At 70.3% G+C, this 23,474-nt stretch carries 20 protein-coding genes and 2 pseudogenes; 20 read left to right on the forward strand and 2 right to left on the reverse strand.

Going from position 1 to position 23,474, the window contains the following annotated elements; all coding sequences use genetic code 11:
- Nucleotides 1-51: 51 nt before the first annotated feature.
- Nucleotides 52-1,281 (reverse strand): DUF349 domain-containing protein, encoded by a 1,230-nt coding sequence (locus tag AEQ27_RS07335; protein WP_054146047.1) that lies wholly within the window; start codon nt 1,279-1,281, stop codon nt 52-54.
- Nucleotides 1,282-1,370: 89 nt separating this feature from the next.
- Complete coding sequence (locus tag AEQ27_RS07340; protein WP_082383328.1) at nt 1,371-2,162, reverse strand: peptidylprolyl isomerase; 792 nt, start codon at nt 2,160-2,162, stop codon at nt 1,371-1,373.
- A gap of 65 nt (nt 2,163-2,227) precedes the next feature.
- Between AEQ27_RS07340 and AEQ27_RS07345 the strand changes: the two genes are divergently transcribed.
- The 20 genes and pseudogenes from AEQ27_RS07345 (at nt 2,228) to rpoZ (ending at nt 23,472) form a co-directional block, all read left to right on the forward strand.
- Nucleotides 2,228-3,637 (forward strand): replication-associated recombination protein A, encoded by a 1,410-nt coding sequence (locus tag AEQ27_RS07345; RefSeq protein WP_082383329.1) that lies wholly within the window; start codon nt 2,228-2,230, stop codon nt 3,635-3,637.
- Nucleotides 3,638-3,857: 220 nt separating this feature from the next.
- Nucleotides 3,858-4,487 carry a 30S ribosomal protein S4 gene (gene rpsD, locus AEQ27_RS07350; RefSeq protein ID WP_043592736.1) on the forward strand — a complete coding sequence of 210 codons (630 nt, stop codon included), beginning with the start codon at nt 3,858-3,860 and terminating at the stop codon, nt 4,485-4,487.
- Between the two features lie 123 nt (nt 4,488-4,610).
- Nucleotides 4,611-4,802: a hypothetical protein gene (locus AEQ27_RS07355; protein WP_054146050.1), complete on the forward strand. Its 192-nt coding sequence runs from the start codon at nt 4,611-4,613 to the stop codon at nt 4,800-4,802.
- Nucleotides 4,803-4,858: 56 nt separating this feature from the next.
- Nucleotides 4,859-7,529 (forward strand): annotated as a pseudogene (gene alaS, locus AEQ27_RS07360) (alanine--tRNA ligase).
- 38 nt (nt 7,530-7,567) lie between these two features.
- A complete protein-coding gene (gene ruvX, locus AEQ27_RS07365) occupies nt 7,568-8,047 on the forward strand; it encodes a Holliday junction resolvase RuvX (RefSeq protein ID WP_235451022.1) in 480 nt (159 codons plus the stop codon).
- A gap of 3 nt (nt 8,048-8,050) precedes the next feature.
- Nucleotides 8,051-9,394 (forward strand): endolytic transglycosylase MltG, encoded by a 1,344-nt coding sequence (mltG, locus tag AEQ27_RS07370; RefSeq protein ID WP_152970227.1) that lies wholly within the window; start codon nt 8,051-8,053, stop codon nt 9,392-9,394.
- 100 nt (nt 9,395-9,494) lie between these two features.
- Nucleotides 9,495-10,700 (forward strand): chorismate synthase, encoded by a 1,206-nt coding sequence (gene aroC / locus AEQ27_RS07375; protein WP_054146052.1) that lies wholly within the window; start codon nt 9,495-9,497, stop codon nt 10,698-10,700.
- A gap of 32 nt (nt 10,701-10,732) precedes the next feature.
- Nucleotides 10,733-11,212 carry a shikimate kinase gene (locus tag AEQ27_RS07380; protein WP_054146183.1) on the forward strand — a complete coding sequence of 160 codons (480 nt, stop codon included), beginning with the start codon at nt 10,733-10,735 and terminating at the stop codon, nt 11,210-11,212.
- Nucleotides 11,209-12,296, forward strand: a pseudogene (locus tag AEQ27_RS07385) (3-dehydroquinate synthase). Before AEQ27_RS07380 ends, AEQ27_RS07385 begins: the two are co-directional and overlap by 4 nt.
- An 85-nt stretch (nt 12,297-12,381) precedes the next feature.
- Complete coding sequence (gene efp / locus AEQ27_RS07390) at nt 12,382-12,945, forward strand: elongation factor P (RefSeq protein ID WP_043592746.1); 564 nt, start codon at nt 12,382-12,384, stop codon at nt 12,943-12,945.
- A 3-nt stretch (nt 12,946-12,948) separates the two neighbouring features.
- The gene (gene nusB / locus AEQ27_RS07395) at nt 12,949-13,359 is read left to right on the forward strand and encodes a transcription antitermination factor NusB (RefSeq protein ID WP_054146053.1); all 411 of its coding nucleotides are present in this window, start codon (nt 12,949-12,951) and stop codon (nt 13,357-13,359) included.
- A gap of 132 nt (nt 13,360-13,491) precedes the next feature.
- Nucleotides 13,492-14,085 (forward strand): bifunctional pyr operon transcriptional regulator/uracil phosphoribosyltransferase PyrR, encoded by a 594-nt coding sequence (gene pyrR, locus AEQ27_RS07400; protein ID WP_082383331.1) that lies wholly within the window; start codon nt 13,492-13,494, stop codon nt 14,083-14,085.
- A complete protein-coding gene (locus AEQ27_RS07405; protein WP_054146054.1) occupies nt 14,082-15,038 on the forward strand; it encodes an aspartate carbamoyltransferase catalytic subunit in 957 nt (318 codons plus the stop codon). Before pyrR ends, AEQ27_RS07405 begins: the two co-directional genes overlap by 4 nt.
- Entirely contained in the window at nt 15,035-16,405 is a 1,371-nt protein-coding gene (locus AEQ27_RS07410; protein ID WP_054146055.1) for a dihydroorotase, read from the forward strand. The genes AEQ27_RS07405 and AEQ27_RS07410 overlap by 4 nt, the downstream gene beginning before the upstream one ends.
- Nucleotides 16,402-16,923, forward strand: coding sequence for a hypothetical protein (locus tag AEQ27_RS07415; RefSeq protein WP_054146056.1), 522 nt, complete (start codon nt 16,402-16,404; stop codon nt 16,921-16,923). Before AEQ27_RS07410 ends, AEQ27_RS07415 begins: the two co-directional genes overlap by 4 nt.
- Complete coding sequence (gene carA, locus AEQ27_RS07420) at nt 16,916-18,100, forward strand: glutamine-hydrolyzing carbamoyl-phosphate synthase small subunit (RefSeq protein ID WP_054146057.1); 1,185 nt, start codon at nt 16,916-16,918, stop codon at nt 18,098-18,100. Before AEQ27_RS07415 ends, carA begins: the two co-directional genes overlap by 8 nt.
- Entirely contained in the window at nt 18,100-21,375 is a 3,276-nt protein-coding gene (gene carB, locus AEQ27_RS07425) for a carbamoyl-phosphate synthase large subunit (RefSeq protein WP_054146058.1), read from the forward strand. Before carA ends, carB begins: the two co-directional genes overlap by 1 nt.
- Entirely contained in the window at nt 21,372-22,226 is an 855-nt protein-coding gene (gene pyrF, locus AEQ27_RS07430) for an orotidine-5'-phosphate decarboxylase (protein WP_054146059.1), read from the forward strand. Before carB ends, pyrF begins: the two co-directional genes overlap by 4 nt.
- On the forward strand, nt 22,214-23,128 hold the full coding sequence (gene gmk, locus AEQ27_RS07435) for a guanylate kinase (protein ID WP_054146060.1): 915 nt from the start codon (nt 22,214-22,216) through the stop codon (nt 23,126-23,128). Before pyrF ends, gmk begins: the two co-directional genes overlap by 13 nt.
- Nucleotides 23,129-23,205: 77 nt before the next feature.
- Nucleotides 23,206-23,472 carry a DNA-directed RNA polymerase subunit omega gene (gene rpoZ, locus AEQ27_RS07440; RefSeq protein ID WP_043592764.1) on the forward strand — a complete coding sequence of 89 codons (267 nt, stop codon included), beginning with the start codon at nt 23,206-23,208 and terminating at the stop codon, nt 23,470-23,472.
- Nucleotides 23,473-23,474: the final 2 nt, after the last annotated feature.

Below are 23,474 nucleotides of genomic sequence, written 5' to 3' on the forward strand. Positions count from 1 at the left end.
TGTGGAGAATCGGACGGTTCATGACGACGGTGGGCGACGGGCCCGTGGCGGTCAACCGATGGCGTCGAGCCAGACCTTCCGGGCGTCGAGGGCTTCACGAGCCTCTTTCACCCGACGCGCGTCGCCGCTCGCCTCGGCCGTCGCGAGCTCGTCCTCGAGCTTGCCGATGGCATCGTGCAGCTGGCTCGCGAGCCCCTGGGACCGTGCCTGACGCTCGGGGTTGTTCTTCTCCCAGAACTGCTCGTCGAGCTGGCGCACGTGGGATTCGACCTTGCGGAGGCGGTCCTCGACGACCCGGACCTGCTCACGGGGTACGCGACCGATCTCGTCCCACCGCAGCTGGATCGAGGTGAGGGCCTCTCGGGCCGGGACCCGATCCGTGACCGTCAGGATCTTCTCGGCCTCGGTGAGCAACTCGAGCTTCAGCTCGAGGTTGCCTTCGTATTCGGCAGCGTCCTGGGCGACGACCTCGGACTTGGCGGCGTAGAGCACGTCGCCTGCCCGCTTGAACTTCGCCCACAGGGCGTCGTCGTACTTCTTGCCGGCGCGACCGGCGCGCTTCCAGTCGTCGAGCAGCCCCCGGTAGGCGGGGATGCCGTCCACGCCCTTCGGCGCGAGGGCCTCGGCCGACTCGACGAGGGCCTGTTTGCGCTGACGGGCGTCACGGTGCGTGGCGTCGAGGTCGGCGTAGAAGGCCTTGCGGTGCTGGTCGATCGTCGTGCGCGCGGCACGGAAGCGCTTCCAGAGGTCGTTGCCCTCGCCCTTCGGGATGCGGGGACCGTCCTGCTGGTGCTTCTGCCAGCGGGCGAAGATGTCGTCGATGCTGGCCGTCACCTGCTTCCACTGCACGCGGGCGGGGTCCTGGGCGGCGAGGGTCTCGGCCTCGGCGACGAGGGCGGTGCGGTAGGCGACCGCTTCGGTCAGGGCCTTCTGCGCCTCGGCGCTCTGCTGCTGCGTGAGCTCGTCGACCGTCGAGTCGAGTGCCGAGACACGAGCACGGAGGGCCTCGAGGTCACCGACCGCGCTCGGTTCGACGAGTTGCTCACGCAGGTGGGTGACGGTCTTGACGACGTCGCCCGCCGATGCGCCGCGCTTGATCCGCTGCTCGAGCAACGTCACCTGCCCGGCGAGTTCGGTGAACTTGCGCTCGTAGTACGCGAGAGCCTCGGCAGGCGTCGCGTCCGGGTACTGCCCCACGGCGCGTTCGCCGTCGCCCTCGCGGACGTAGACCGTGCCGTCGTCGTCGACGCGGCCCCAGGGTGCCTGATCGTCAGTAGCCACTTTTATCCCTTGCTGAAAGTGCTCGTCGCGGAACCAGGACAGGCCGCCGCGATGGGTGCCCAGCCTATTGCACGGCGGGCCGCGGCGGACTACTCGATGGTGGCTCGTGTGATCGTGGCCGCCCCGACGGGGGCACCGTCGGGCTCGCTCGAGCCGGGCGTGAGGCCCGCGTCCGCGATCTGGGCCTCGAGCTGGTCGAGTCCGCTCGTGACCTGTCCGACCACGGTGTAGCCGCCCGTCGAGCCGTCGAGGGTCGTGTCGCCGTAGGTGATGAAGAACTGCGTCGACTGCGAGTACGGGTCGGTGCTGCGAGCCATGGCGATCGTCCCGGTCGGGTACACGCCGTCCGGGGGGACGTTCTCGAGCGGGCCGAACGTGAAGCCGGCGTCACCCGTCCCGTCGCCGTTGGCCGAGCCGCACTGGATGAACTTCGCCGTCGCGGCATCGCTCATGCGGTGGCAGGTCGTGCCCGTGTAGAAACCCTTCTGGATCAGATCGATGACGACGCTGGCCGCCTGGGGGGCCTTCGCCCCGTCCAGTTCGATCCCGAGGTCGACGCCGTCGTTGAGCGTCAGCCCGCCGGTCCAGGTGCGGCCCTCGGCGATCGACTCGTTGGGCACGTCGCCGACGTTCGCGCCCGCGGCGGGCGTCGAGGAGGCGCTGGGGACGTCCGAAGGAGTCGCCACGGGGGCACCGGGGCCACTCGTCGACCAGAAGACCTGCGACACGGCCGCCAGTCCGACCACGACCACGACGGCGGTCACGGCGAGGACGTTGTCCCGACGACGCCGGGCGACCTGCGTGGCGTGCACCTGCTGACGAGCGGTGTACCTGCGGAGCCGGTCTCTGTTCTCACGGTCCGGGTTCTTGCTCGGTGCCACGGGTCCTCCAGCTCGGTGATGTCCAGCCTGCACTGTATCGGAGGGCCGGTCTAGCATGGGTCACCATGAGCCCGCTCCCGCAGAGCTCGACCCCTCTCGCGGTCCGCATGCGTCCCACCACCCTCGACGAGGTCGCCGGCCAACGGCACCTGCTGCGGCCCGGGTCACCTCTGGTCACCCTGGCGTCCGACACGGGTGCCGACCAAGGTGCGGTCTCCGTCATCCTCTGGGGTCCGCCGGGGACGGGCAAGACCACTCTCGCGCAAGCCATCGCACGCAGCTCGGGGCGACAGTTCATCGAGCTGTCCGCCGTGACCGCGGGCGTCAAGGACGTCCGACAGGTGATGGAGAAGGCGCTGTCGAACCGAGACCTGTACGGCACGACGACGGTGCTGTTCCTCGACGAGATCCATCGCTTCACGAAGGCGCAGCAAGACGCTCTGCTGCCGGGCGTCGAGAACGGTTGGGTCATCCTCATCGCCGCCACGACCGAGAACCCCTCGTTCTCGGTCATCACGCCGTTGCTGTCCCGCTCGCTGCTGCTGACGCTCGAACAGCTCAGCGACGACGACCTGGCCCAGCTGGTGCAACGAGCGGTCGTCGACCCCCGCGGTCTCGACGGAGCCGTCCGGCTCGACGACGAGGCCCTGGCCACGATCGTCCGGCTGGCCTCGGGCGATGCACGCCGTGCGCTCACGGCGCTCGAGGCATCCGCCCAGTCGGCGTGGGCCACGAAGCTCGAGGCCGAGGCGGTGCCGTCCTCCTCGCCCGACGACGCGGCCGACGCCGACTTCGACCCCGACGCCGAGTACGACGAGACCGATCCCGACGACGACCGCCCCGCGATCACGTCCGAGATCGTCGCCCAGTCGGTCGACCGGGCCCTGCTGCGGTACGACCGGAACGGGGACGAGCACTACGACGTCATCAGCGCCTTCATCAAGTCGATCCGGGGGTCCGACGTCGACGCGGCGCTCCACTACCTCGCCCGGATGATCGAGGCGGGCGAGGACCCGCGCTTCATCTGCCGACGGATCATCGTGTCGGCGGGCGAGGACATCGGCATGGCGGACCCGAACGCGCTGACCGTGGCGGTCTCGGCCGCGACCGCCGTGCAGATGATCGGCATGCCCGAGGGCCGGATCCCCATGGCCGAGGCCGTCGTCTACCTGGCGACCGCGCCCAAGTCGAACCGGTCCTACTCCGCGCTCGACGCCGCCATCGCCGACGTCCGGGCCGGCAAGGCGGGCCGCGTGCCCAAACACCTGCGCGACGCCCATTACCCCGGGGCCAGGCGCCTCGGCCACGGGAAGGGCTACCGTTACGCCCACGACTCCGAGTTCGGCGTGGTCGAGCAGCAGTACCTCCCGGACGAACTCGTCGGACACGAGTACTACGACCCCACCGCCAACGGCAACGAGCGCGACGTGGCGGCGCGCCTCGAGAAGCTGCGCCGCATCACGCGGGGGTACTGACGGCACGATCGACCCGCTGCTCGCATCCGCGCCCGGGCTCCTGTATGCTCGGGTGGTTGCCTGTTCTCGGGCGTCGACGCGCGGCTGCTGACGACGACCCGATCAAGGTGCGACGACCTGTAGCCGGTCGCCACCGCGGCACTCACCCCTCTTGTTACGCCGCTCGGCGCTCGCGCGCTGGGGCGGTCCCTGACGAACCACCGACAAGAAAAAGGAACAAGTGTCCACCAAGTCACGTACCCGCAGCAAGACCCGTCTCTCGCGTGCCCTCGGCATCGCGCTGACCCCGAAGGCCGCTCGCTACCTCGAGAAGCGCCCCTACGCGCCCGGTGAGCACGGTCGCACCAAGCGCAAGACCGACAGCGACTACGCCGTCCGCCTGCGTGAGAAGCAGCGCCTGCGCGCCCAGTACGGCATCCGCGAGGCCCAGCTCAAGATCGTCTTCAACGAGGCGCGCAAGGCCTCGGGCCTGACCGGTGAGAACCTGGTCGAGCTCCTCGAGACCCGTCTCGACGCCCTCGTCCTGCGTGCCGGCTTCGCCCGCACGACGGCTCAGGCCCGTCAGATGGTCGTGCACCGTCACATCCTCGTCGACGGCAAGCTCGTCGACCGCCCCTCGTTCCGCGTCAAGCCGGGTCAGATGATCCACGTGAAAGAGCGCAGCGAGAAGACCGAGCCCTTCCAGGTCGCCGCGGCCGGCGGTCACGTCGACCTGCTGCCCAAGGTGCCCGGCTACCTCGAGGTCGAGATCGACAAGCTGCAGGCCCGCCTCGTGCGCCGCCCGAAGCGCGTCGAGGTCCCGGTGACCTGCGAGGTCCAGCTCGTCGTCGAGTACTACGCCGCGCGCTAGAACTCGTCACCCCGTCAGGAGCGGGCCACGGTCGTGGCCCGCTCCTTTCGCGTTCCCGGGGCCGGGTAAGCTGATGTGTCGTCGCGCTCGCACGTCGCGGCACCAGCCCCAAGAGGAGTCCCCGTGAAGAGCCTGTTCCTGCTCGCCGTCGGTGTCGTCGGCGGCTTCGCCGTCGCCCACCAGTTCAACAAGACACCTCGGGGTCAGCAGTTCTTCGGCGGCCTCGACGGCAACGTGAAGTCGTTCCGCGCCGCCGTGGTCGACGGCTACAAGGCCCGTGAGGCCGAACTGCGCACCGACCGCGACGAGTCCTGAGCGCCCTGCCGCGCCCCCTCGTCCTGACACTCGACCAACCCACCCTCGGGAGAACCATGCAGACCGCCGAAATCCGCCGCCGTTGGCTCGACTACTTCGGCGATCGGGGCCACACCGTCGTCCCGTCCGCGTCCCTGGTCAGTGACGACCCGAGCCTCCTCTTCACGGTCGCGGGCATGGTCCCGTTCATCCCGTACCTCACCGGGCTCGTCCCCACGCCGTACCCCCGCGCCACGAGCGTCCAGAAGTGCATCCGCACCAACGACATCGAAGAGGTCGGCAAGACGCCGAGACACGGCACGTTCTTCCAGATGAACGGCAACTTCTCGTTCGGCGACTACTTCAAAGAAGAAGCGATCGGCTACGCCTGGGAGCTCTTGACCTCGAGCGAGGCCGACGGTGGCCTCGCGTTCTCGCCCGACGACCTGTGGGTGACGGTGTACGAAGAGGACGACGAGGCCATCGCCCTCTGGAAGAAGGTCGCCGGCCTGCCCGACGAGCGCATCCAGCGCCTCGGCAAGGACTCCAACTACTGGCACACCGGTCAGCCCGGGCCTGCGGGGCCGTGCTCCGAGATCTTCTTCGACCGTGGTCCCGCCTACGGGGCCGACGGTGGTCCGGCGACCGACGACGACCGCTACGTCGAGATCTGGAACCTCGTGTTCATGCAGTACCAGATCGAGAACGTCCGCTCGAAGGTCGACTTCGACATCGTGCGCGAGCTGCCGAACAAGAACATCGACACCGGCATGGGTCTCGAACGCGTCGCCTTCCTCAAGCAGGGCGTCGACAACATGTACGAGATCGACCAGGTGCGCCCGGTCCTCGACAAGGCCGCCGAGCTGTCGGGGCGGCGCTACGGCGCGGTCCACGACGACGACGTCCGCATGCGGGTCATCGCCGACCACGTCCGCAGCTCGCTCATGCTGATGTCCGACGGGGTGCGCCCGTCCAACGAGGGCCGCGGCTACATCCTCCGCCGTCTCCTGCGACGCACGGTGCGTTCGATGCGTCTGCTCGGCGTCGACGACCCCACCTTCCCCGCGCTCTTCCCGGAGTCCCGCGACGCGATGAAGGCCGCCTACCCCGAGGTCGAGACCGACTACGAACGCATCTCGCGGCTGGCCTACGCCGAGGAGGAGACCTTCCTCCGCACCCTGGCCGCCGGCACGAACATCCTCGACATCGCCGTCGACGACACGAAGCAGCGCGCCTCGGCGGGCACGACCCCGCAGCTGCAGGGCGACACGGCATTCCTGTTGCACGACACCTTCGGGGTCCCGATCGACCTCACCCTCGAGATCGCGGAAGAGAGCGGCCTGACGGGCGACCGCGAGGCGTTCGACCGGCTGATGTCCGAGCAACGCGCCCGGGCGAAGGCCGACGCCAAGTCTCGGAAGGTGGCCCTGGCCGACCTGAGCGTCTACAGCGCGTTCCGCGCCCAGGGCGAGACGGTCTTCACGGGCTACGACGAGCTCGACACCGAGACCCGCGTGCTCGGCCTGATCGTCGACGGGGCCGACGTCGACCGCGCCGTGGCGGGCGACATCGCCGAGGTGATCCTCGCCGAGACCTCGCTGTACGCCGAGTCCGGCGGCCAGGAGGCCGACTCGGGCCGCATCGTCGGCGTGGGCTTCGACCTCGAGGTCCTCGACGTGCAGAAGCCGGTCAAGGGTCTCATCAGCCACCGCGTCCAGGTCACCTCCGGCGAGGTGGGGGTCGGCGACACGGCGACCAGCGTGGTCGACCCCGCCTACCGCCGGGGCGCGACACAGGCGCACTCCGCGACGCACCTGATCCACGCCGCCCTCCGAGAAGTGCTCGGCCCCGAGGCGCACCAGGCCGGGTCCTACAACAAGGCCGGCTACATGCGGCTCGACTTCAACTGGAACCAGGCACTGAGCCCGCAGACGCGGTCCGAGATCGAGGAGATCGCCAACAACGCGATCCGCGACGACCTGCACGTCGTCACCCGCGAGATGCCCCTCGACGACGCCCGCGCCCTGGGTGCCATGGCACTGTTCGGCGAGAAGTACGGCGAGACCGTCCGCATGGTCGACATCGGTGGTCCCTGGTCCCGCGAGCTCTGCGCGGGCACCCACGTCTCGACCAGCTCGCAGGTCGGCCTCATCAACCTCGTCAGCGAGACCTCGGTGGGGTCGACCAACCGGCGCGTGGAGTCGCTCGTCGGCATGGACGCGTTCCGTGAGTTCGCCGCCGAGCGTGCCCTCGTGTCCCAACTGACCTCGTCGCTCAAGACCCCGCGCGATCAGCTGGCCGACCGCGTCGGTGACCTCGTCACGAGCCTCCGCGCGGCCGAGAGAAGGCCGCCGCGGTCGGCCCCCCCCGCCTCGCCACACGCGTCCCGGCGTTGGCCGGGACGGCGACCTCGATCGGCGACCTCACCGGCGCCGCCGAATCGGTCGGGTCGCCCGGCTCGACCGACGCCCTGCGGCCGCGCGCCCCGTCGGGGCGCGACCGCCCCGCCGCCGCCGCGCGGCGGTCGTCGCCCTGGCAGCAGACGCCGGGGGCAAGCCCGCCGTGATCGTGGCCACCACCGACGGCGCGCGCCGGGCCGGAGTCAAGGCCGGCCGTCTCGCCAAGGGTGCCGCCTCGGCCCTCGGTGGCGGCGGCGGCGGCAAGGACGACCTCGCACAGGGCGGCGGATCCGACGTCTCGGCGATTCCCACCGCGCTGGCCGGCATCGTCGCCGAACTCGGGGCCTGAGGACGGCCGTGCGCCGAGGCGTCCGCGTCGGCATCGACGTGGGCAAGGCCCGGGTCGGAGTCGCTCGCACCGACCCCGACGGTCTGCTCGCCACCCCGGTCGAGACGCTCGCGCGTTCCGCCGACGGTGTGGCCGACGTCGGTGCCGTCCGCGACCTGGTCGCCGAACTCGATGCGCTCGAGGTGGTCGGCGGCCTGCCCATCGCCCTCTCGGGTCGCGACACGGCGTCGACGCAGGACGCGCGGGACTTCGCGGCGGCCATCGCGCAGGCCGTCACGGTGCCCGTCCGTCTCGTCGACGAGCGTCTCTCGACGGTCAGCGCCCAGGGTGCCCTCCGGGCCTCGGGCCGGAAGGGCAAGAGACAACGGTCCGTGATCGACCAAGTGGCCGCTGTTATCATCGTCCAGCACGCGCTCGACCTCGAGCGCTCGCGCGGTCCGCCGCCCGGGCGGGCGGCCGAGGTGACCCGAGAGACGGGCGGCGCCGTGGCCGCCCCCGCCACCGACGAAAGACAGTGATTCGTGGCCGACGAACCCGATTGGGACGACATCTTCGCGTCCCAACCCCAGAACGACCGCCCTGCCGACAGCTCCGGACGCCGCCGAGGCGAGTCGGTCGACCACCTGCAGGATGACGGCGACGGCGCACCCCTCCGGCGCAGCACGCACGTCGAGGTCCCCGCTCTGTCCCGCCGTGAACAGCGGGAGCGCGAACGACGGGCCGAGCCCGTCGTCGTTCCGCCCTCCGACGGCGACGGCGATCGCGCACGCGCGCGCGCGACGCGGGAACCGCGCGAACGACGGTCGAAGAAGGGCCCGATCGTCCTCGCCTCGATCCTCGTGCTCGTCCTGGCCGGGGGCACCGCCGGCGTCGCCGCCGCCTGGGGGCAGGTCCAGCCGCTGATCGCCAAGTTCACGGGTGACGACGAGCCGGCCGACTACGCCGGCAGCGGCAACGGCACGCCCGTCGACTTCGCCATCGTCTCGGGCCAGGTCGGCTCCGACATCGCGCAGAACCTGGCGGACGCCGGCGTCACGCAGAGCTACGAGTCGGCCTACTCGCTCCTGCTGTCCGACCCGTCGATGACCTTCCAGCCGGGCACCTACACCCTGCAACAGCAGATGAGCGCCCAGTCGGCCCTCGACGCGCTCCAGGACAGTGCGAACCGCATCACCAACAAGGTCGTCATCCCCGAGGGAACCGTGGCGGCGGACGTCTACGAGCTCCTCGCCTCCGCGACGTCGATCCCGATCGCCGACGTCCAGGCCGCCGCCGCGGACTACACGACGTTCGGTCTGCCCGCCGAGGCCACGAGCCTCGAGGGTTGGCTCTTCCCGGCGACCTACGAGCTCGACCCGGGCAAGACGGCCCACGACTACCTCCAAGACATGGTGACGACCATGACCCAGCACCTGCAGTCCGCCGGTGCGCAGCCCGCCGACTACCAGAAGACGATCGTCTTCGCGTCGCTGATCCAGAAAGAAGCCGGTCTCGCCGACGACTATCCCAAGGTCGCGCGGGTCTTCCAGAACCGTCTCGACCAGGGCATGCTCCTGCAGTCGGACGCCACGGTCGCCTACGGAACGGGGAACACCCACCGGGTCACGACGACCGACGAAGAACGCGGCGACGCGAACAACGCCTACAACACCTACGTCCACGAGGGACTGCCGGTCGGACCGATCTCGAACCCGGGCGACCTCGCCCTGAACGCCGCCCTGAAACCGGCCGACGGTACCTGGCTGTTCTTCGTCACGGTCAACCTCGACACGGGCGAGACGGCCTTCTCGACCACGTACGCCGAGCACCAGGCCGCGGTGAAGCAATGGCAGGCCTGGATGCGCGAGCACCCCGAGTACCAGTGACCGACCGACGGTCGGCCGTCGAACACTCACGCCCGTCCTGAGGGGCCGACCGACCGTCACACGGTCGGTCGGCCCCTCTCTCTGTGGGAAGATCGACACCATGCTTCGTTGGTTGACCGCTGGAGAATCTCACGGGCCCGAGCTCGTCGCCGTCCTCGAGGGGCTGCCGGCCGGCGTGCCGGTGTCGCTCGACGCGATCCGTGCCGACCTCGCCCGCCGCAAGCTGGGCTACGGTCGCGGCTCCCGCATGAAGTTCGAGCAGGACGAGCTGAACATCTCGGGCGGCGTCCGCCACGGCCTGACGATGGGCAGCCCCGTCGCCCTGCGCATCGGCAACACCGAGTGGCCGAAGTGGGTCGAGGTGATGAGCCCCGAGCCCGTCGACGTGAGCGACGCCTCACGGGGTCGAAGCGCGCCACTCACGCGACCCCGACCCGGCCACGCCGACCTCGTCGGCATGCAGAAGTACGACTTCGACGAGGCCCGGCCGATCCTCGAGCGTGCGAGCGCACGCGAGACGGCGGCCCGCGTCGCCCTCGGTGCCGTCGCTCGGTCCTTCCTCGCCGAGCTCGGCATCGAGCTCGTCAGCCACACCCTGTCCATCGGCCCCGTGCGCGTGCCCGACGGCAGCCCGGTGCCCGTCCCGTCGGACGTCGACCGTCTCGACGACGATCCGCTGCGCTGCTTCGACCAGGCGACCAGCGCCCTCATGGTCGACGAGGTCGAGGCCGCCAAGAAAGACGGCGACACCCTCGGGGGCGTCGTCGAGGTGCTCGCCTACGGCGTGCCGCCGGGGCTCGGCTCGCACGTCCAGTGGGACCGTCGTCTCGACTCGCAGCTGGCCGCCGCGTTGATGGGCATCCAGGCGATCAAGGGCGTCGAGGTCGGGGACGGCTTCGAGACGACCCGCAGGCGCGGGTCGGTCGCCCACGACGAGCTCCACCGCACGGGCGGGGTCATCTCACGCGACACCGATCGCGCCGGGGGGACCGAAGGGGGCATGAGCACGGGCACCGTCCTCCGCGTGCGTGCCGGCATGAAGCCGATCGCGACCGTTCCGCGGGCACTGGCCACGGTCGACGTCACGAGCGGCGAAGAGAGCAAGGCGCACCACCAGCGTTCCGACGTCTGTGCGGTCCCGGCCGCCGGCGTCGTCGCCGAGTCGATGGTCGCCCTCGTCCTGGCGAACTCGATCCTCGAGAAGTTCGGCGGCGACTCGCTGGGCGAGACGGCTCGCAACCTGCGGGGCTACCTCGACGCCATCCCCGAGAACCTGCGGACTCAGCCGGCGTCCGCCGCCGAGTGACGACCACGCGGCCGGTCGTCCTGATCGGCCCCATGGGGGCGGGCAAGACGAGCATCGGCAAGAAGCTCTCGCGCCGCCTCGACGTCCCGTTCGTCGACAGCGACCGCCTCGTCGTCCGACGGCACGGGCCCATCGCCGAGCTGTTCGAACGTCACGGCGAGGCACACTTCCGGGCGCTCGAACACGAGGCCGTGGTCGAGGCCCTGGCCGGTGACGGGGTGGTGTCGCTGGGTGGGGGAGCCGTCCTCGACGACCGCACCCGCGCCTCCTTGTCAGGGTTCCCCGTCGTCCTGCTCACCGTGACGGCCGAGGCCGTCGAATCGCGGTTGGCCGGCAGTGCCCGGCCACTGCTGCAGCGAGGGGGCATCGAGGCCTGGCGCGCCATCGCCGCCGAGCGCGATCCCGTCTACCGAGCACTGGCGTCCGTCGTGTTCGACACGTCCCACCGGCCCGTCTCGACCGTCGTCGACGACATCGAGACCTGGCTCGACTCCGAGAGAGGCACCGCATGACCGACGCGACCGACACCACGACCATCCACGTCGAGGGAGACGCCCCCTACGACGTGCTGATCGGTCGGGGACTCACCGGCCACCTGCCGGGCGTCCTGCACCCGCAGACGAAGAAGGTGCTGATCGTCCACGCGCCCACGCTGGGCCGCAAGGCGGGCGAGGTGCGCGACTCCTTGGTGGCGGCCGGCTACGAGGCTCTCATCGCCGAGGTGCCCGACGCCGAGGACGCCAAGCGCGTCGAGGTCGCCGCCTTCTGCTGGCAGGTGCTGGGCCAGGCCGACTTCACCCGCACCGACGCCGTCATCGGTCTCGGCGGCGGGGCCATCACCGACCTGGCCGGCTTCGTCGCGGGCACCTGGCTCCGGGGCGTCCCGCTCGTCCAGATGCCGACCAGCGTGCTCGGGCGCGTCGCCGCGGCGGCGGCGGCCAGACCGGCGACCCCCCCGCCGGGGGCGAGCCCCTCGTCGGTGTCTCCCCCCCGCCTGTGGCGGTGCCGGCCGGCCCCGACCACCCCGCCACCTTGTCGTAGAACGAGATCCTCGCCGGCTTCGCCGCGGGCGTGAAGGGCGGGGTCATCGCCGAACCCGAGATCCTCGACGTCGTCGAGGCCGACGGCGACCGGGCGACCGACCCCGCGACGCCCGAGTTCCGTCGGGTCGTCGAGCTGGCGAGCGGGCTCAAGGCCCGCGTCGTCGGCGAAGACCTCACCGAGCAGGGTCTCCGCGAGATCCTGAACTACGGCCACACCCTCGGCCACGCCGTCGAGCACGCCGAGCGCTACCAGTGGCGCCACGGGGCCGCGGTCTCGGTGGGCATGGTCTTCGCCGCCGAGCTGGCCCGTCTGACCGGACGCTTGTCCGACGAGGCGGTCGACCGTCACCGGCGCATCCTCGAGTCGCTGACCCTGCCGGTCTCGTACCCCCTGGGGCGTTGGAACACCCTTCTTGCGACGATGCAGCGTGACAAGAAGGCCCGCGCGGGCCTGTTGCGCTTCATCGTCCTCGACGAGATCGGCCGGCCGACCGTGCTGCAGGGGCCCGACCAGAGCCTGCTGTTCGCGGCCTACCAAGAGATCGGTTCGTAGCCCTCCGACCCGTCAGGGCGTCCGCTACACTCGACGATGGCCGATTCCGGCCGACCTCCCACCACCCCGAACGGATCATCCGCGCATGGCGACTACCAACGACATCAAGAACGGTGCCGTCCTCAACCTCGACGGTCAACTCTGGAACGTCATCGAGTTCCAGCACGTCAAGCCGGGCAAGGGTGGAGCGTTCGTCCGCACGAAGATGAAGAACGTGATGTCGGGCAAGGTCGTCGACAAGACGTTCAACGCCGGCACCAAGATCGACTTCGCCAACGTCGACCGTCGCGAGTACACGTACCTCTACGCCGAAGCCGACGGCTACGTGTTCATGGACACGAGCGACTACGACCAGATCAACGTGCCCGCCACGATCGTCGGCGACGCGAAGAATTTCATGCTCGAGAACCAGAACGTGCAGATGGCCCTGCACGACGGCGACCCGCTGTACATCGAGCTGCCCGCCTCGGTCATCCTCGAGGTCACCTACACCGAGCCCGGCCTCCAGGGCGACCGGTCGACCGGCGGCACGAAGCCCGCCACCGTCGAGACCGGCTACGAGATCCAGGTGCCGCTGTTCCTCGAGACCGGCACCAAGGTCAAGGTCGACACGCGCGACGGCGGCTACCTCGGCCGCGTCAACGACTAGTCGGTGAGCGCACGCACCAAGGCGCGGAAACGCGCCCTCGACGTCTTGTACGTCGCCGACATCCGTCAGATCAGCATGACGGACGCTCTGGTCACCGAGACCCAACGGGCACTCGACCAGCCCGAGCGCGGGTCGAGCTGGGGTTACGCTCGCGACATCGTCCAGGGTGTCATCGACCACCGCGACGAGATCGACGAACTGATCGAGACGTACTCGCAGGGTTGGTCCCTCGCGCGCATGCCTACCCTCGACCGCGGAATCATCCGCATCGGCATCTGGGAGCTCCGCCACAACGACGAGATCCCCGACGCCGTGGCCATCAGCGAGGCCGTCGAACTCGCCCAGACTCTCAGCACCGACGACTCGGCCTCGTTCGTCAACGGACTGCTCGGCCGCATCGCGACCGCCGACTGACGGTCGACGACAGATCACCACCGACCGATCGTCACCGGTCGACTCGTCGGCCGTACGACGAACCGATAGGCTCGATCCACCCACACCGACATCCTTTAAATTCCGTCCCGAGAGGCGGGGAAGGAGGTCCGATTGAGCACCCGTACCGTGCTGAGTCAGGCTGACATCACGCGTGCCCTCACGCGCATCTCGCACGAGATCCTCGAGTCCAACAAGGGCGCCGCCGACCTGGTCGTCCTGGGCATCCCCCCGCGCGGCGTCGTGCTCGCCGACCGTCTCGCCGCGACCCTCTCGTCCATCTCGGGCAGCACCGTGCCCGTCGGGTCGGTCGACGTGACGATGTACCGCGACGATCTCCGGCGCCAGCCCACCCGGTCGCCCCGCCCCACCTCGGTGCCCTCCGGTGGCATCGACGGCAAGACCGTCGTCCTCGTCGACGACGTCCTCTACTCGGGCCGGACCATCCGTGCCGCGCTGGACGCCCTGAGCTCGATCGGTCGGCCCCGGGCGGTCCGCCTCGCCGTCCTCGTCGATCGCGGGCATCGAGAGCTCCCGATCCGCGCGGACTTCGTGGGCAAGAACCTGCCCACCTCGACCGTCGAGCGCATCTTCGTGCGACTGCACGGCGTCGACGACGACGAGCTCGTCGCCATCGACGACGGCACGACCGCAGGAGGCGCGGGTTCCGACCCGGCGCCCGTCGCCACCCCGGGGGCGAACCGATGAGGCACCTGCTCAGCACCGCCGATCTCTCGCGCGACGAGTCGATCCGCGTCCTCGACGTGGCGGAGGACATGGCCGACGTCGCCACCCGCGAGGTGCGCAAGCTCCCGACGCTCCGCGGCATCACGGTCGTCAACCTGTTCTACGAGGACAGCACCCGCACGCGCATCTCGTTCGAGGCCGCCGCCAAGCGTCTCAGTGCGGACGTCATCAACTTCGCGGCGAAGGGATCGAGCGTCTCGAAGGGCGAGTCCCTGAAGGACACGGCCCAGACCCTCGCCGCCATGGGGGCGGACGGCATCGTGATCCGCCATCCGTCGAGCGGTGCCCCACGCGTGCTCGCCGACAGCGGCTGGGTCGACGCCGGCATCGTCAACGCGGGTGACGGCACCCACGAGCACCCCACGCAGGCGTTGCTCGACGCCTTCACGATCCGTCGTCGCGTCCACGGGTCGGCAAGCCGAGGGCGCGATCTCGACGGTGTCGAGGTGATGATCGTCGGCGACATCCTGCACTCCCGGGTCGCCCGATCCAACGCGTGGCTGTTGCGGACGCTCGGCGCCCACGTGACGGTGGTCGCGCCTCCCACGTTGATCCCGGTGGACGTCAGCCGCTTCGGCGTCGACGTCCGCTACGACCTCGACGAGGCCCTGGCCGAGGTGCGACCGGACGTCGTCATGATGCTCCGCATCCAGCAGGAGCGCATGAACGACGCGTTCTTCCCCAACCCACGCGAGTACGCCCGGTCCTGGGGCCTGGGCGCGATGCGGTTCCGGTCGCTGCCCGAGTCGACGCTCGTCATGCACCCCGGCCCGATGAACCGCGGCCTCGAGATCAGCGACGAGGCCGCCGACTCGCCGCGCTCGACCGTCCGCGAGCAGGTCACCAACGGCGTGGCCGTCCGCATGGCCGTGCTCTACCTCACCCTCGCCGGCGACCGAGAGGACGCATCGTGACCACCACCCACCTCATCCGGGGCGCCGAGACCGTCGACGGCAGCCGGACGGACGTCGTCGTCCGCGACGGCGTCGTCGTCGAGCTCGGCACCGGTCTGACCGCCGCCGGCGCGATGATCACCGACGCCGACGGCCTGCTCCTGCTGCCCGGCCTCGTCGACCTGCACACCCACCTGCGCGAGCCCGGCGGCGAGGGCAGCGAGACCGTCCTGACCGGGTCGCGCGCAGCGGCCGCCGGCGGGTACACCGCCGTCAACGCCATGGCGAACTCGTCGCCCGTGGCCGACCCCGCGGGGGTCGTCGAACAGGTGCAGGCGTTGGGGGAGCGCGCCGGCTTCGTGACCGTCCGACCGATCGGTGCCGTCAGCCAGGGGTTGAAGGGCACCCACCTCTCCGAGATCGGCGCCATGGCCCGCTCCCGTGCCGCCGTCCGGGTCTTCTCCGACGACGGGTCCTGCGTGGCGGACCCGCTGCTGATGCGTCGGGCCCTCGAGTACATCAAGGGCTTCGGGGGAGTCCTCGCCCAGCACGCCCAAGAGCCCCGGCTCACCGAGGGTGCCCAGATGAACGAGGGCGCCCTGTCGGCCGAGCTCGGCCTGGGCGGCTGGCCCGCGGTCGCCGAAGAGGCGATCATCGCCCGCGACGTGCTGCTCGCCGACCACGTCGGCGCCCGACTGCACGTCTGCCACGTCTCGACCGCGGGCAGCGTCGAGGTCATCCGCTGGGCCAAGTCGCGCGGCATCGAGGTCACGGCCGAGGTCACTCCGCACCACCTGCTGCTGACCGAGGACCTCGTGTCGGGCTACGACTCGCGGTACAAGGTCAATCCACCGCTGCGACGCTCGGAAGACGTGGACGCGCTGCGTGCCGCCCTGGCCGACGGCACGATCGACATCGTGGCCACCGACCACGCCCCGCACACCTCCGAGGCGAAGTGCTGCGAGTGGGACGCCGCCGCCAACGGCATGGTCGGTCTCGAATCCGCCCTCTCGGTCGTGCACCACACCATGGTGGACACGGGTCTGATCGGCTGGGCCGACGTGGCCCGGGTGATGTCGATCACCCCGGCCGCCCTCGGCCAGGTGGCCGGGCACGGGCGCCCCCTCGCCGTGGGCGAGCCCGCCGAACTCACGCTCTACGATCGTGGGGTGACCCGTACGTTCTCGACCGAGCACCTCGCGGGCAAGAGCCGCAACTCGCCCTACCTCGGTCGCGTCCTGCCCGGTCAGGTGCGGGCGACCTTCCACCAGGGATACGCGACCGTGGTCGACGGCCACGTCGTCGACAGCGAGGTCGTCGCCCGTTCGGCTCGACTCGTCGACAGCGCCGCCGCCCTCGCCGCCACCGAGGGGACGCCGGCCCGATGAGCCAGTGGATCATCGCTGCCCTGATCCTCGTCGGCGTCGGGCTGCTGATCGGCCTGATGGCCCGGTCCTGGCGGGCACGCGGGCGCCGTCAGTCCGACATCCCCGCACCCGACCGGGCGCCCGACGACCTGTCGGACCCCGTCGTGGCGGTCGACGCCCTCTACGTCGCGACGTCACGAGGCGGCGACCCGCTCGACCGCGTCGTCGTCCACGGCCTCGGGTTCCGCGGTCGGGCGGTCGTGTCCGTCCACGCCGAGGGCGTGCGCCTCGAGATCGCGGGCGAACCCGCCGTGCTGATCCGCGCCTCCTCGATGCGGGGCGTCGACCGCGCGACCTGGACCATCGACCGCGTCGTCGAGCGCGACGGGCTCGTGCTCGTCGGCTGGCGCCTCGGCGACGTCGACCTCGACACCTACCTGCGCTTCACCGACGACCCGACCCCCGTCGTCGCGGCGATCCGCACCCTCGTCCCCACGGCCCCCGGGGCCGGCACCACCAAGGAGAAGACCATTGACTGACGCCTCCACCACCGACAGGGCCGTGCTGGTCCTCGCCGACGGCACCCGGTACACGGGTCGCGCCTACGGCGCCGTCGGACGCACCCTCGGCGAGGTCGTCTTCGCGACCGGCATGACCGGCTACCAAGAGACCCTCACCGACCCCTCGTACGCCGGTCAGATCGTCGTCATGACCGCCCCGCACATCGGCAACACGGGCGTGAACGACACCGACCCCGAGTCGCGCCGCATCTGGGTCGCCGGGTACGTCGTCCGGGACGCGAGCCGCGTGGTCTCGAACCACCGCGCGCAGGGCAGCCTCGACGACCAGCTCGTCGCCGACGGCATCGTCGGCATCCGCGGCATCGACACCCGCGCCGTGACCCGCCGTCTGCGCGAGGTGGGCTCGATGAAGGGCGGGGTCTTCAGCGGGCCCGACGCCGGGCTCGACCCCGACGAGCAGCTCGCCCTCGTCACCGCCGGGTCCGACATGCGCGGCCTCAACCTCTCGAGTCGGGTGTCGACGGTCGAGCCGTACGTGCTGCAGGCCGAGGGCGACCGCATCGGATCCGTCGCCGTCCTCGACCTGGGCGTGAAGACCTCGACGCTGCGCTACCTCGCGCAGCGCGGCTTCGAGGTCCACGTGCTGCCGGAGTCCACGACCATCGACGAGCTCCGCACCCTCGCCCCCGACGCCCTCTTCTACTCGAACGGCCCCGGTGACCCGGCGGCGAGCGATTCGCAGGTCGAGCTGCTCCAGGGCGCCCTCCGCGACGGTCTGCCGTACTTCGGCATCTGCTTCGGCAACCAGCTGTTCGGCCGGGCACTGGGCTTCGGCACGTACAAGCTGCCCTTCGGCCACCGCGGCATCAACCAGCCGGTGCTCGACAAGACCACGAACAAGGTCGAGATCACCAGCCAGAACCACGGGTTCGCGGTCGACGCGCCGATCGACGGCGTCCTCGACTCGCCGGCCGGCTTCGGCCGGGTGGAGGTGAGCCACTACAGCCTGAACGACCAGGTCGTCGAGGGCCTCCGCGCCCTCGACATCCCCGCGTTCTCGGTGCAATACCACCCCGAGGCCGCCGCGGGCCCCCACGACAGCAACCACCTCTTCGACCGCTTCCGTGAGGCGGTCGTCGCCCGCACGAACGGCCAGGCCGTCGACTTCGGCTCCGACATCGAAAGCAGCAACTGATGCCCAAGCGTGACGACATCAACTCCGTCCTCGTGATCGGCTCCGGGCCGATCGTCATCGGCCAGGCGGCCGAGTTCGACTACTCGGGCACCCAGGCCTGCCGCGTGCTGCGCGAAGAGGGAGTCCGGGTCATCCTCGTGAACCCGAACCCGGCCACGATCATGACCGACCCCGACTTCGCCGACGCGACGTACATCGAGCCCATCACGTCCGAGGTGCTCGAGGCCATCATCGTGAAGGAGCGCCCCGACGCGATCCTGCCGACCCTCGGCGGGCAGACGGCCCTCAACGCCGCCATCGCCCTCGACGAGGAGGGCATCCTCGCCAAGCACGGCGTCGAGTTGATCGGCGCCAAGGTCGAGGCCATCCAGAAGGGCGAGGACCGCCAGCTCTTCAAGAAGCTCGTGCTCGAGTCGGGTGCCGACGTCGCCAAGTCGTACATCGCCACGACCGTCGACCAGGCCGTGGAGTACGCCGAAGACCTCGGGTACCCCCTGGTCATCCGTCCCTCGTTCACCATGGGCGGGCTCGGGTCGGGCTTCGCTTACACCCGCGACGAGCTGATCCGCATGGTCACGGACGGCCTCCACCAGAGCCCCACCACCGAGGTCCTGCTCGAGGAGAGCATCCTCGGCTGGAAAGAGTACGAGCTCGAGATGATGCGCGACACGGCCGACAACACGGTCGTGGTCTGCTCGATCGAGAACGTCGACCCGGTGGGCGTCCACACCGGTGACTCGATCACCGTCGCGCCGGCGTTGACCCTGACCGACCGCGAGTACCAGAACCTGCGCGACATCAGCATCGACATCATCCGCCGTGTCGGGGTCGACACCGGTGGCTGCAACATCCAGTTCGCGGTGGACCCGGCGGACGGCCGCGTCATCGTCATCGAGATGAACCCCCGCGTGTCGCGCTCCAGCGCCCTCGCGTCCAAGGCGACCGGCTTCCCGATCGCCAAGATCGCGGCCAAGCTGGCCCTCGGATACCGCCTCGACGAGATCCCGAACGACATCACGAAGGTGACCCCCGCCTCCTTCGAACCGACGCTCGACTACGTCGTCGTCAAGGTGCCCCGGTTCGCGTTCGAGAAGTTCCCGGCGGCCGACACGACGCTCACCACGACGATGAAGAGCGTGGGCGAGGCGATGGCCCTCGGCCGCAACTTCACCCAGGCGCTGCAGAAGTCGCTCCGGTCGCTCGAGAAGCGCGGGTCGAGCTTCCACTGGCAGGGAGAGCCCGGAGACCAGGAGGCGCTGCTCGCGTTGTCGTCGACGCCCACCGACGGCCGCATCGTCACCGTGCAGCAGGCCCTGCGGGCCGGTGCCACCGCCGAGCAGGTCTTCGACGCCACGAAGATCGACCCCTGGTTCATCGACCAGATCGTCTTGATCAACGAGATCGCCGAGCAGGTCGCCTCGGCCGCCGAGCTCGACGCGGACACCCTCGTGCTCGCCAAGGACCACGGCTTCAGCGACGACCAGATCGGCCAGTTGCGCGAGCTCTCCGAGCAGCAGGTGCGCGATCACCGCCACGCCCTCGACGTGCGCCCCGTCTTCAAGACCGTCGACACCTGCGCGGGGGAGTTCCCCGCCCTGACGCCGTACCACTACTCGAGCTACGACACCGAGACCGAGGTCGTGGCCAGCGACCGCCGCAAGGTGATCATCCTCGGCTCGGGTCCGAACCGCATCGGGCAGGGCGTCGAGTTCGACTACTCGTGCGTCCACGCGAGCTTCGCCCTGAGCGACGCCGGCTTAGAGACGATCATGATCAACTGCAACCCCGAGACGGTCTCGACCGACTACGACACGAGCGACCGGTTGTACTTCGAGCCGCTCACCCTCGAGGACGTCCTCGAGGTCGTCCACGCCGAGAGCGCCAGCGGCGAGCTCGTCGGTGTCGTCGTGCAGCTCGGCGGCCAGACGGCTCTCGGCCTGTCGAAGGGACTCGAAGCGGCCGGCGTGCCCATCCTCGGCACGACACCCGACGCGATCGACTCGGCCGAAGAACGGGGCCTCTTCCAGGGCATCCTCGACGCCGCCGGCCTGCTCGCACCGCGCAACGGCACGGCGACCGACTACGACAGCGCGGTCGCCGTCGCCGAAGAGATCGGCTACCCGGTGCTGGTGCGACCGTCGTACGTGCTCGGCGGACGCGGCATGGAGATCGTCTACGACAGCCCCTCGCTCGCCGACTACTTCGAACGGGTCGCGGACCAGGCCATCATCGGCCCCGACGCGCCCTTGCTGGTCGACCGCTTCCTGGACGACGCCGTCGAGATCGACGTCGACGCGCTCTACGACGGCACCGAGCTCTACGTCGGCGGCATCATGGAGCACATCGAGGAGGCCGGCATCCACTCCGGCGACTCGAGCTGCACCCTGCCGCCCGTCACGCTCGGGAAGGGCGAGATCGACCGCGTCCGCGACGCGACCCTCGCCATCGCGAAGGGCATCGGCGTGTCCGGTCTGCTCAACGTGCAGTTCGCGATCGCGGCCGGCGTGCTCTACGTCATCGAGGCCAACCCCCGGGCGAGCCGGACGGTGCCGTTCGTCTCGAAGGCGCTCGGCATCCCGCTGGCCAAGGCGGCCTCGCTGATCATGGTGGGGCACAGCGTGCGCGACCTCGTGGAAAGCGGTCTGCTGCCCGAGCAGGACGGCTCGGACGTCCCCCTCGACTCGCCGATCTCGGTGAAGGAGGCCGTGCTGCCCTTCAAGCGGTTCCGAACGAAAGAGGGGCAGGTCGTCGACAGCGTCCTCAGCCCCGAGATGCGCTCGACCGGCGAGGTCATGGGCATCGACCGCGACTTCCCCCGGGCGTTCGCGAAGAGCCAGACGGCCGCCTACGGTGGGCTCCCGACGTCGGGCACCGTCTTCGTCAGCGTCGCGGACCGCGACAAGCGGGCGATCGTGTTGCCGGTCCTGCGCCTCCAGCAACTCGGGTTCCGCATCCTCGCGACCGAGGGGACGGCCACCGTCCTCGTGCGCAACGGCATCCACGCCGACACCGTCGACAAGTTCAGCGCCGGGGGCCACTCGGTCGTCGACCTGATCAACGCCGACGAGGTCGACATCGTGATCAACACCCCGAGCGGGTCGAGCGCCCGAGCCGACGGGTACGAGATCCGCGCGGCGACCGTGGCGGCCGACAAGGCCCTCTTCACGACCATCGCGCAGCTCGGAGCGGCCGTCGCCTCGATCGAGGCCGTGCAGAGCGACCTCGAGGTCACGAGCCTGCAGGACTACGGTCTCGCCCGGGCGGCCCGACGGTGAGCTCGTCGTTCGGCGACCGGCTCGCGGCGGCGTTCGCCGCGACCGGTCCGCTCTGCGTCGGCATCGACCCCCACCCCTACCTCCTGGACCAGTGGGGTCTCTCGTCCGACGCCTCGGGCGTGCGTGAGTTCGGCCTGCGCGTCGTCGACGGCCTGGTCGGCTCGGCATCGATCGTCAAGCCGCAGGTCGCGTTCTTCGAACGCTGGGGCTCCGCGGGGTTCGCAGCCCTCGAGGACGTCCTCGAGGCCGGTCGCGAGCGGGGCCTGCTGCAGATCGGTGACGCCAAGCGGGGCGACATCGGCTCGACGATGGACGGCTACGGTGACGCGTGGTTCGACGAGTCGTCGGCGTTGCGGGTCGACGCCCTGACCGTCTCGCCCTATCTCGGCTTCGATTCCATGACCGGGCTGGTGACGCGGGCACGGGCCGTCGGCGCAGGTGTGTTCGTGTTGGCCGCGACGTCCAACGTCGAGGCGCTGGCGACCCAGACGGCCGTGCGGACCGACGCCCACGGCGCGGAGGGCACCGTCGCGAGCGGTATCGTCGACGACGTGCTCCATGACAACCAGACGGCGGGCGACGCCCCGTTCGGCAGCGTCGGCCTCGTGCTCGGCGCGACCGTCGACCTCGACGACTACGGCATCGACACCACGCGGCTGACGACGACGCCGGTGCTCGCCCCGGGGTTCGGCCACCAGGGCGCGTCCTATGCCGACCTCCCTCGACTCTTCGGCCCTGCCGCCGGCGCCGTGCTGGTCTCCGCCTCCCGTGCCCTCCTCTCGGCGGGTCCGGCGGGGTTCGCCGACGCGGTCCGTCGTGACGCCGACGAGGTGCGTTCGTGCCTCGTCTGACCCCGCCCCCCGACGCCCGGGCCGCGGCGGCCCGCGCCGCGGTGGCCGCACGACGTGGGCGCGCCGCCGTCAAGAACGCCGTCGCCTCGCGGACCCGGAGCGCCCTCGACGTCGCCGAGGCCGCCTGGGCCGGTGAACCCACGAGCCCCGAGGGGTCGCTCAGGGTCCGCGAGCTGCTCACCAGCATCCCGGGGATCGGCCCGACCCGCGTCGCCCGCATCATGACCGAACTCGGCATCGCCGAGTCGAAACGGGTCGGCGGGCTCGGGGTCAGGCAACGCCGCATCCTCGGCGACTGGCTCGCCGTCCGCGAGGCCAAGGGACGCCTCCGGTCCCGGCTGGTCGTCCTGGCCGGTCCCACGGCCGTGGGCAAGGGCACCGTCTCGACGTACATCCGCGAGAACTACCCCGACGTGCACCTCAGCGTGTCCGCGACGACCCGTGCCCCGCGACCCGGCGAGGTCGACGGGGTCCATTACTACTTCGTGGACGACGCCGAGTTCGACCGCATGATCCGCGACCGCGAACTGCTCGAGTACGCCACGGTCCACAACTCCTACCGCTACGGCACGCCCCGCCCCCCGCTGGACGCCGCGTTGAACGAGGGTCGCAGCGTGCTGCTCGAGATCGACCTGCAGGGCGCCCGTCTCGTCCGGGCCGCGATGCCCGAGGCCGTGCTCGTCTTCCTCCTGCCCCCGACCTGGGACGAACTAGTCCGTCGACTCATCGGTCGAGGCACCGAGGACGCCGCCGAACAGCAGCGCCGACTCGAGACCGCGAAGGTCGAGCTGGCCGCCCAGGACGAGTTCGACGCGCGTGTCGTGAACCACGACGTGGCCGAAGCGGCCCGCGAGGTCGTAGAATTGATGACTGCGCCCGAACCGGGCCGTACCCGCGCGTGACCCGCGCCCCGATCTTGGTGCCCACGCTCGTCCCGAGCGGTGGCGGCACCGACCCCCATCGACACGAGGAGCAACCAATGGCCGACAAGAACCAGGGCATCATCGATCCCCCCATCGACGAGCTGCTGTCGAAGGTCGAGTCGAAGTACGCACTCGTCATCTTCGCCTCCAAGCGCGCGCGTCAGATCAACGACTACTACGCCGACCTGCACGAGGGCAGCCTCTTCGACAACGTCGGCCCCCTCGTCGACAGCTCGATCGACGACAAGCCCCTGTCGGTCGCCATGCACGAGATCAACGAGGACAAGCTCGAGGTGAAGCCGCTCGCGGCTCCGGCCGAGTAGCT

It is taken from the genome of Frigoribacterium sp. RIT-PI-h (assembly GCF_001297205.1).
Taxonomy (GTDB): Bacteria; Actinomycetota; Actinomycetes; order Actinomycetales; family Microbacteriaceae; genus Frigoribacterium.

Bases quoted from the DNA above. Each gene is read 5' to 3' on its own strand.
- AEQ27_RS07345 (WP_082383329.1), top strand. From the start codon at position 2,228: ATGAGCCCGCTCCCGCAGAGCTCGACCCCTCTCGCGGTCCGCATGCGT.
- aroC (WP_054146052.1), top strand. From the start codon at position 9,495: ATGCTTCGTTGGTTGACCGCTGGAGAATCTCACGGGCCCGAGCTCGTC.
- AEQ27_RS07380 (WP_054146183.1), top strand. From the start codon at position 10,733: ATGGGGGCGGGCAAGACGAGCATCGGCAAGAAGCTCTCGCGCCGCCTC.
- efp (WP_043592746.1), top strand. From the start codon at position 12,382: ATGGCGACTACCAACGACATCAAGAACGGTGCCGTCCTCAACCTCGAC.
- AEQ27_RS07405 (WP_054146054.1), top strand. From the start codon at position 14,082: ATGAGGCACCTGCTCAGCACCGCCGATCTCTCGCGCGACGAGTCGATC.
- AEQ27_RS07415 (WP_054146056.1), top strand. From the start codon at position 16,402: ATGAGCCAGTGGATCATCGCTGCCCTGATCCTCGTCGGCGTCGGGCTG.
- carB (WP_054146058.1), top strand. From the start codon at position 18,100: ATGCCCAAGCGTGACGACATCAACTCCGTCCTCGTGATCGGCTCCGGG.
- rpoZ (WP_043592764.1), top strand. From the start codon at position 23,206: ATGGCCGACAAGAACCAGGGCATCATCGATCCCCCCATCGACGAGCTG.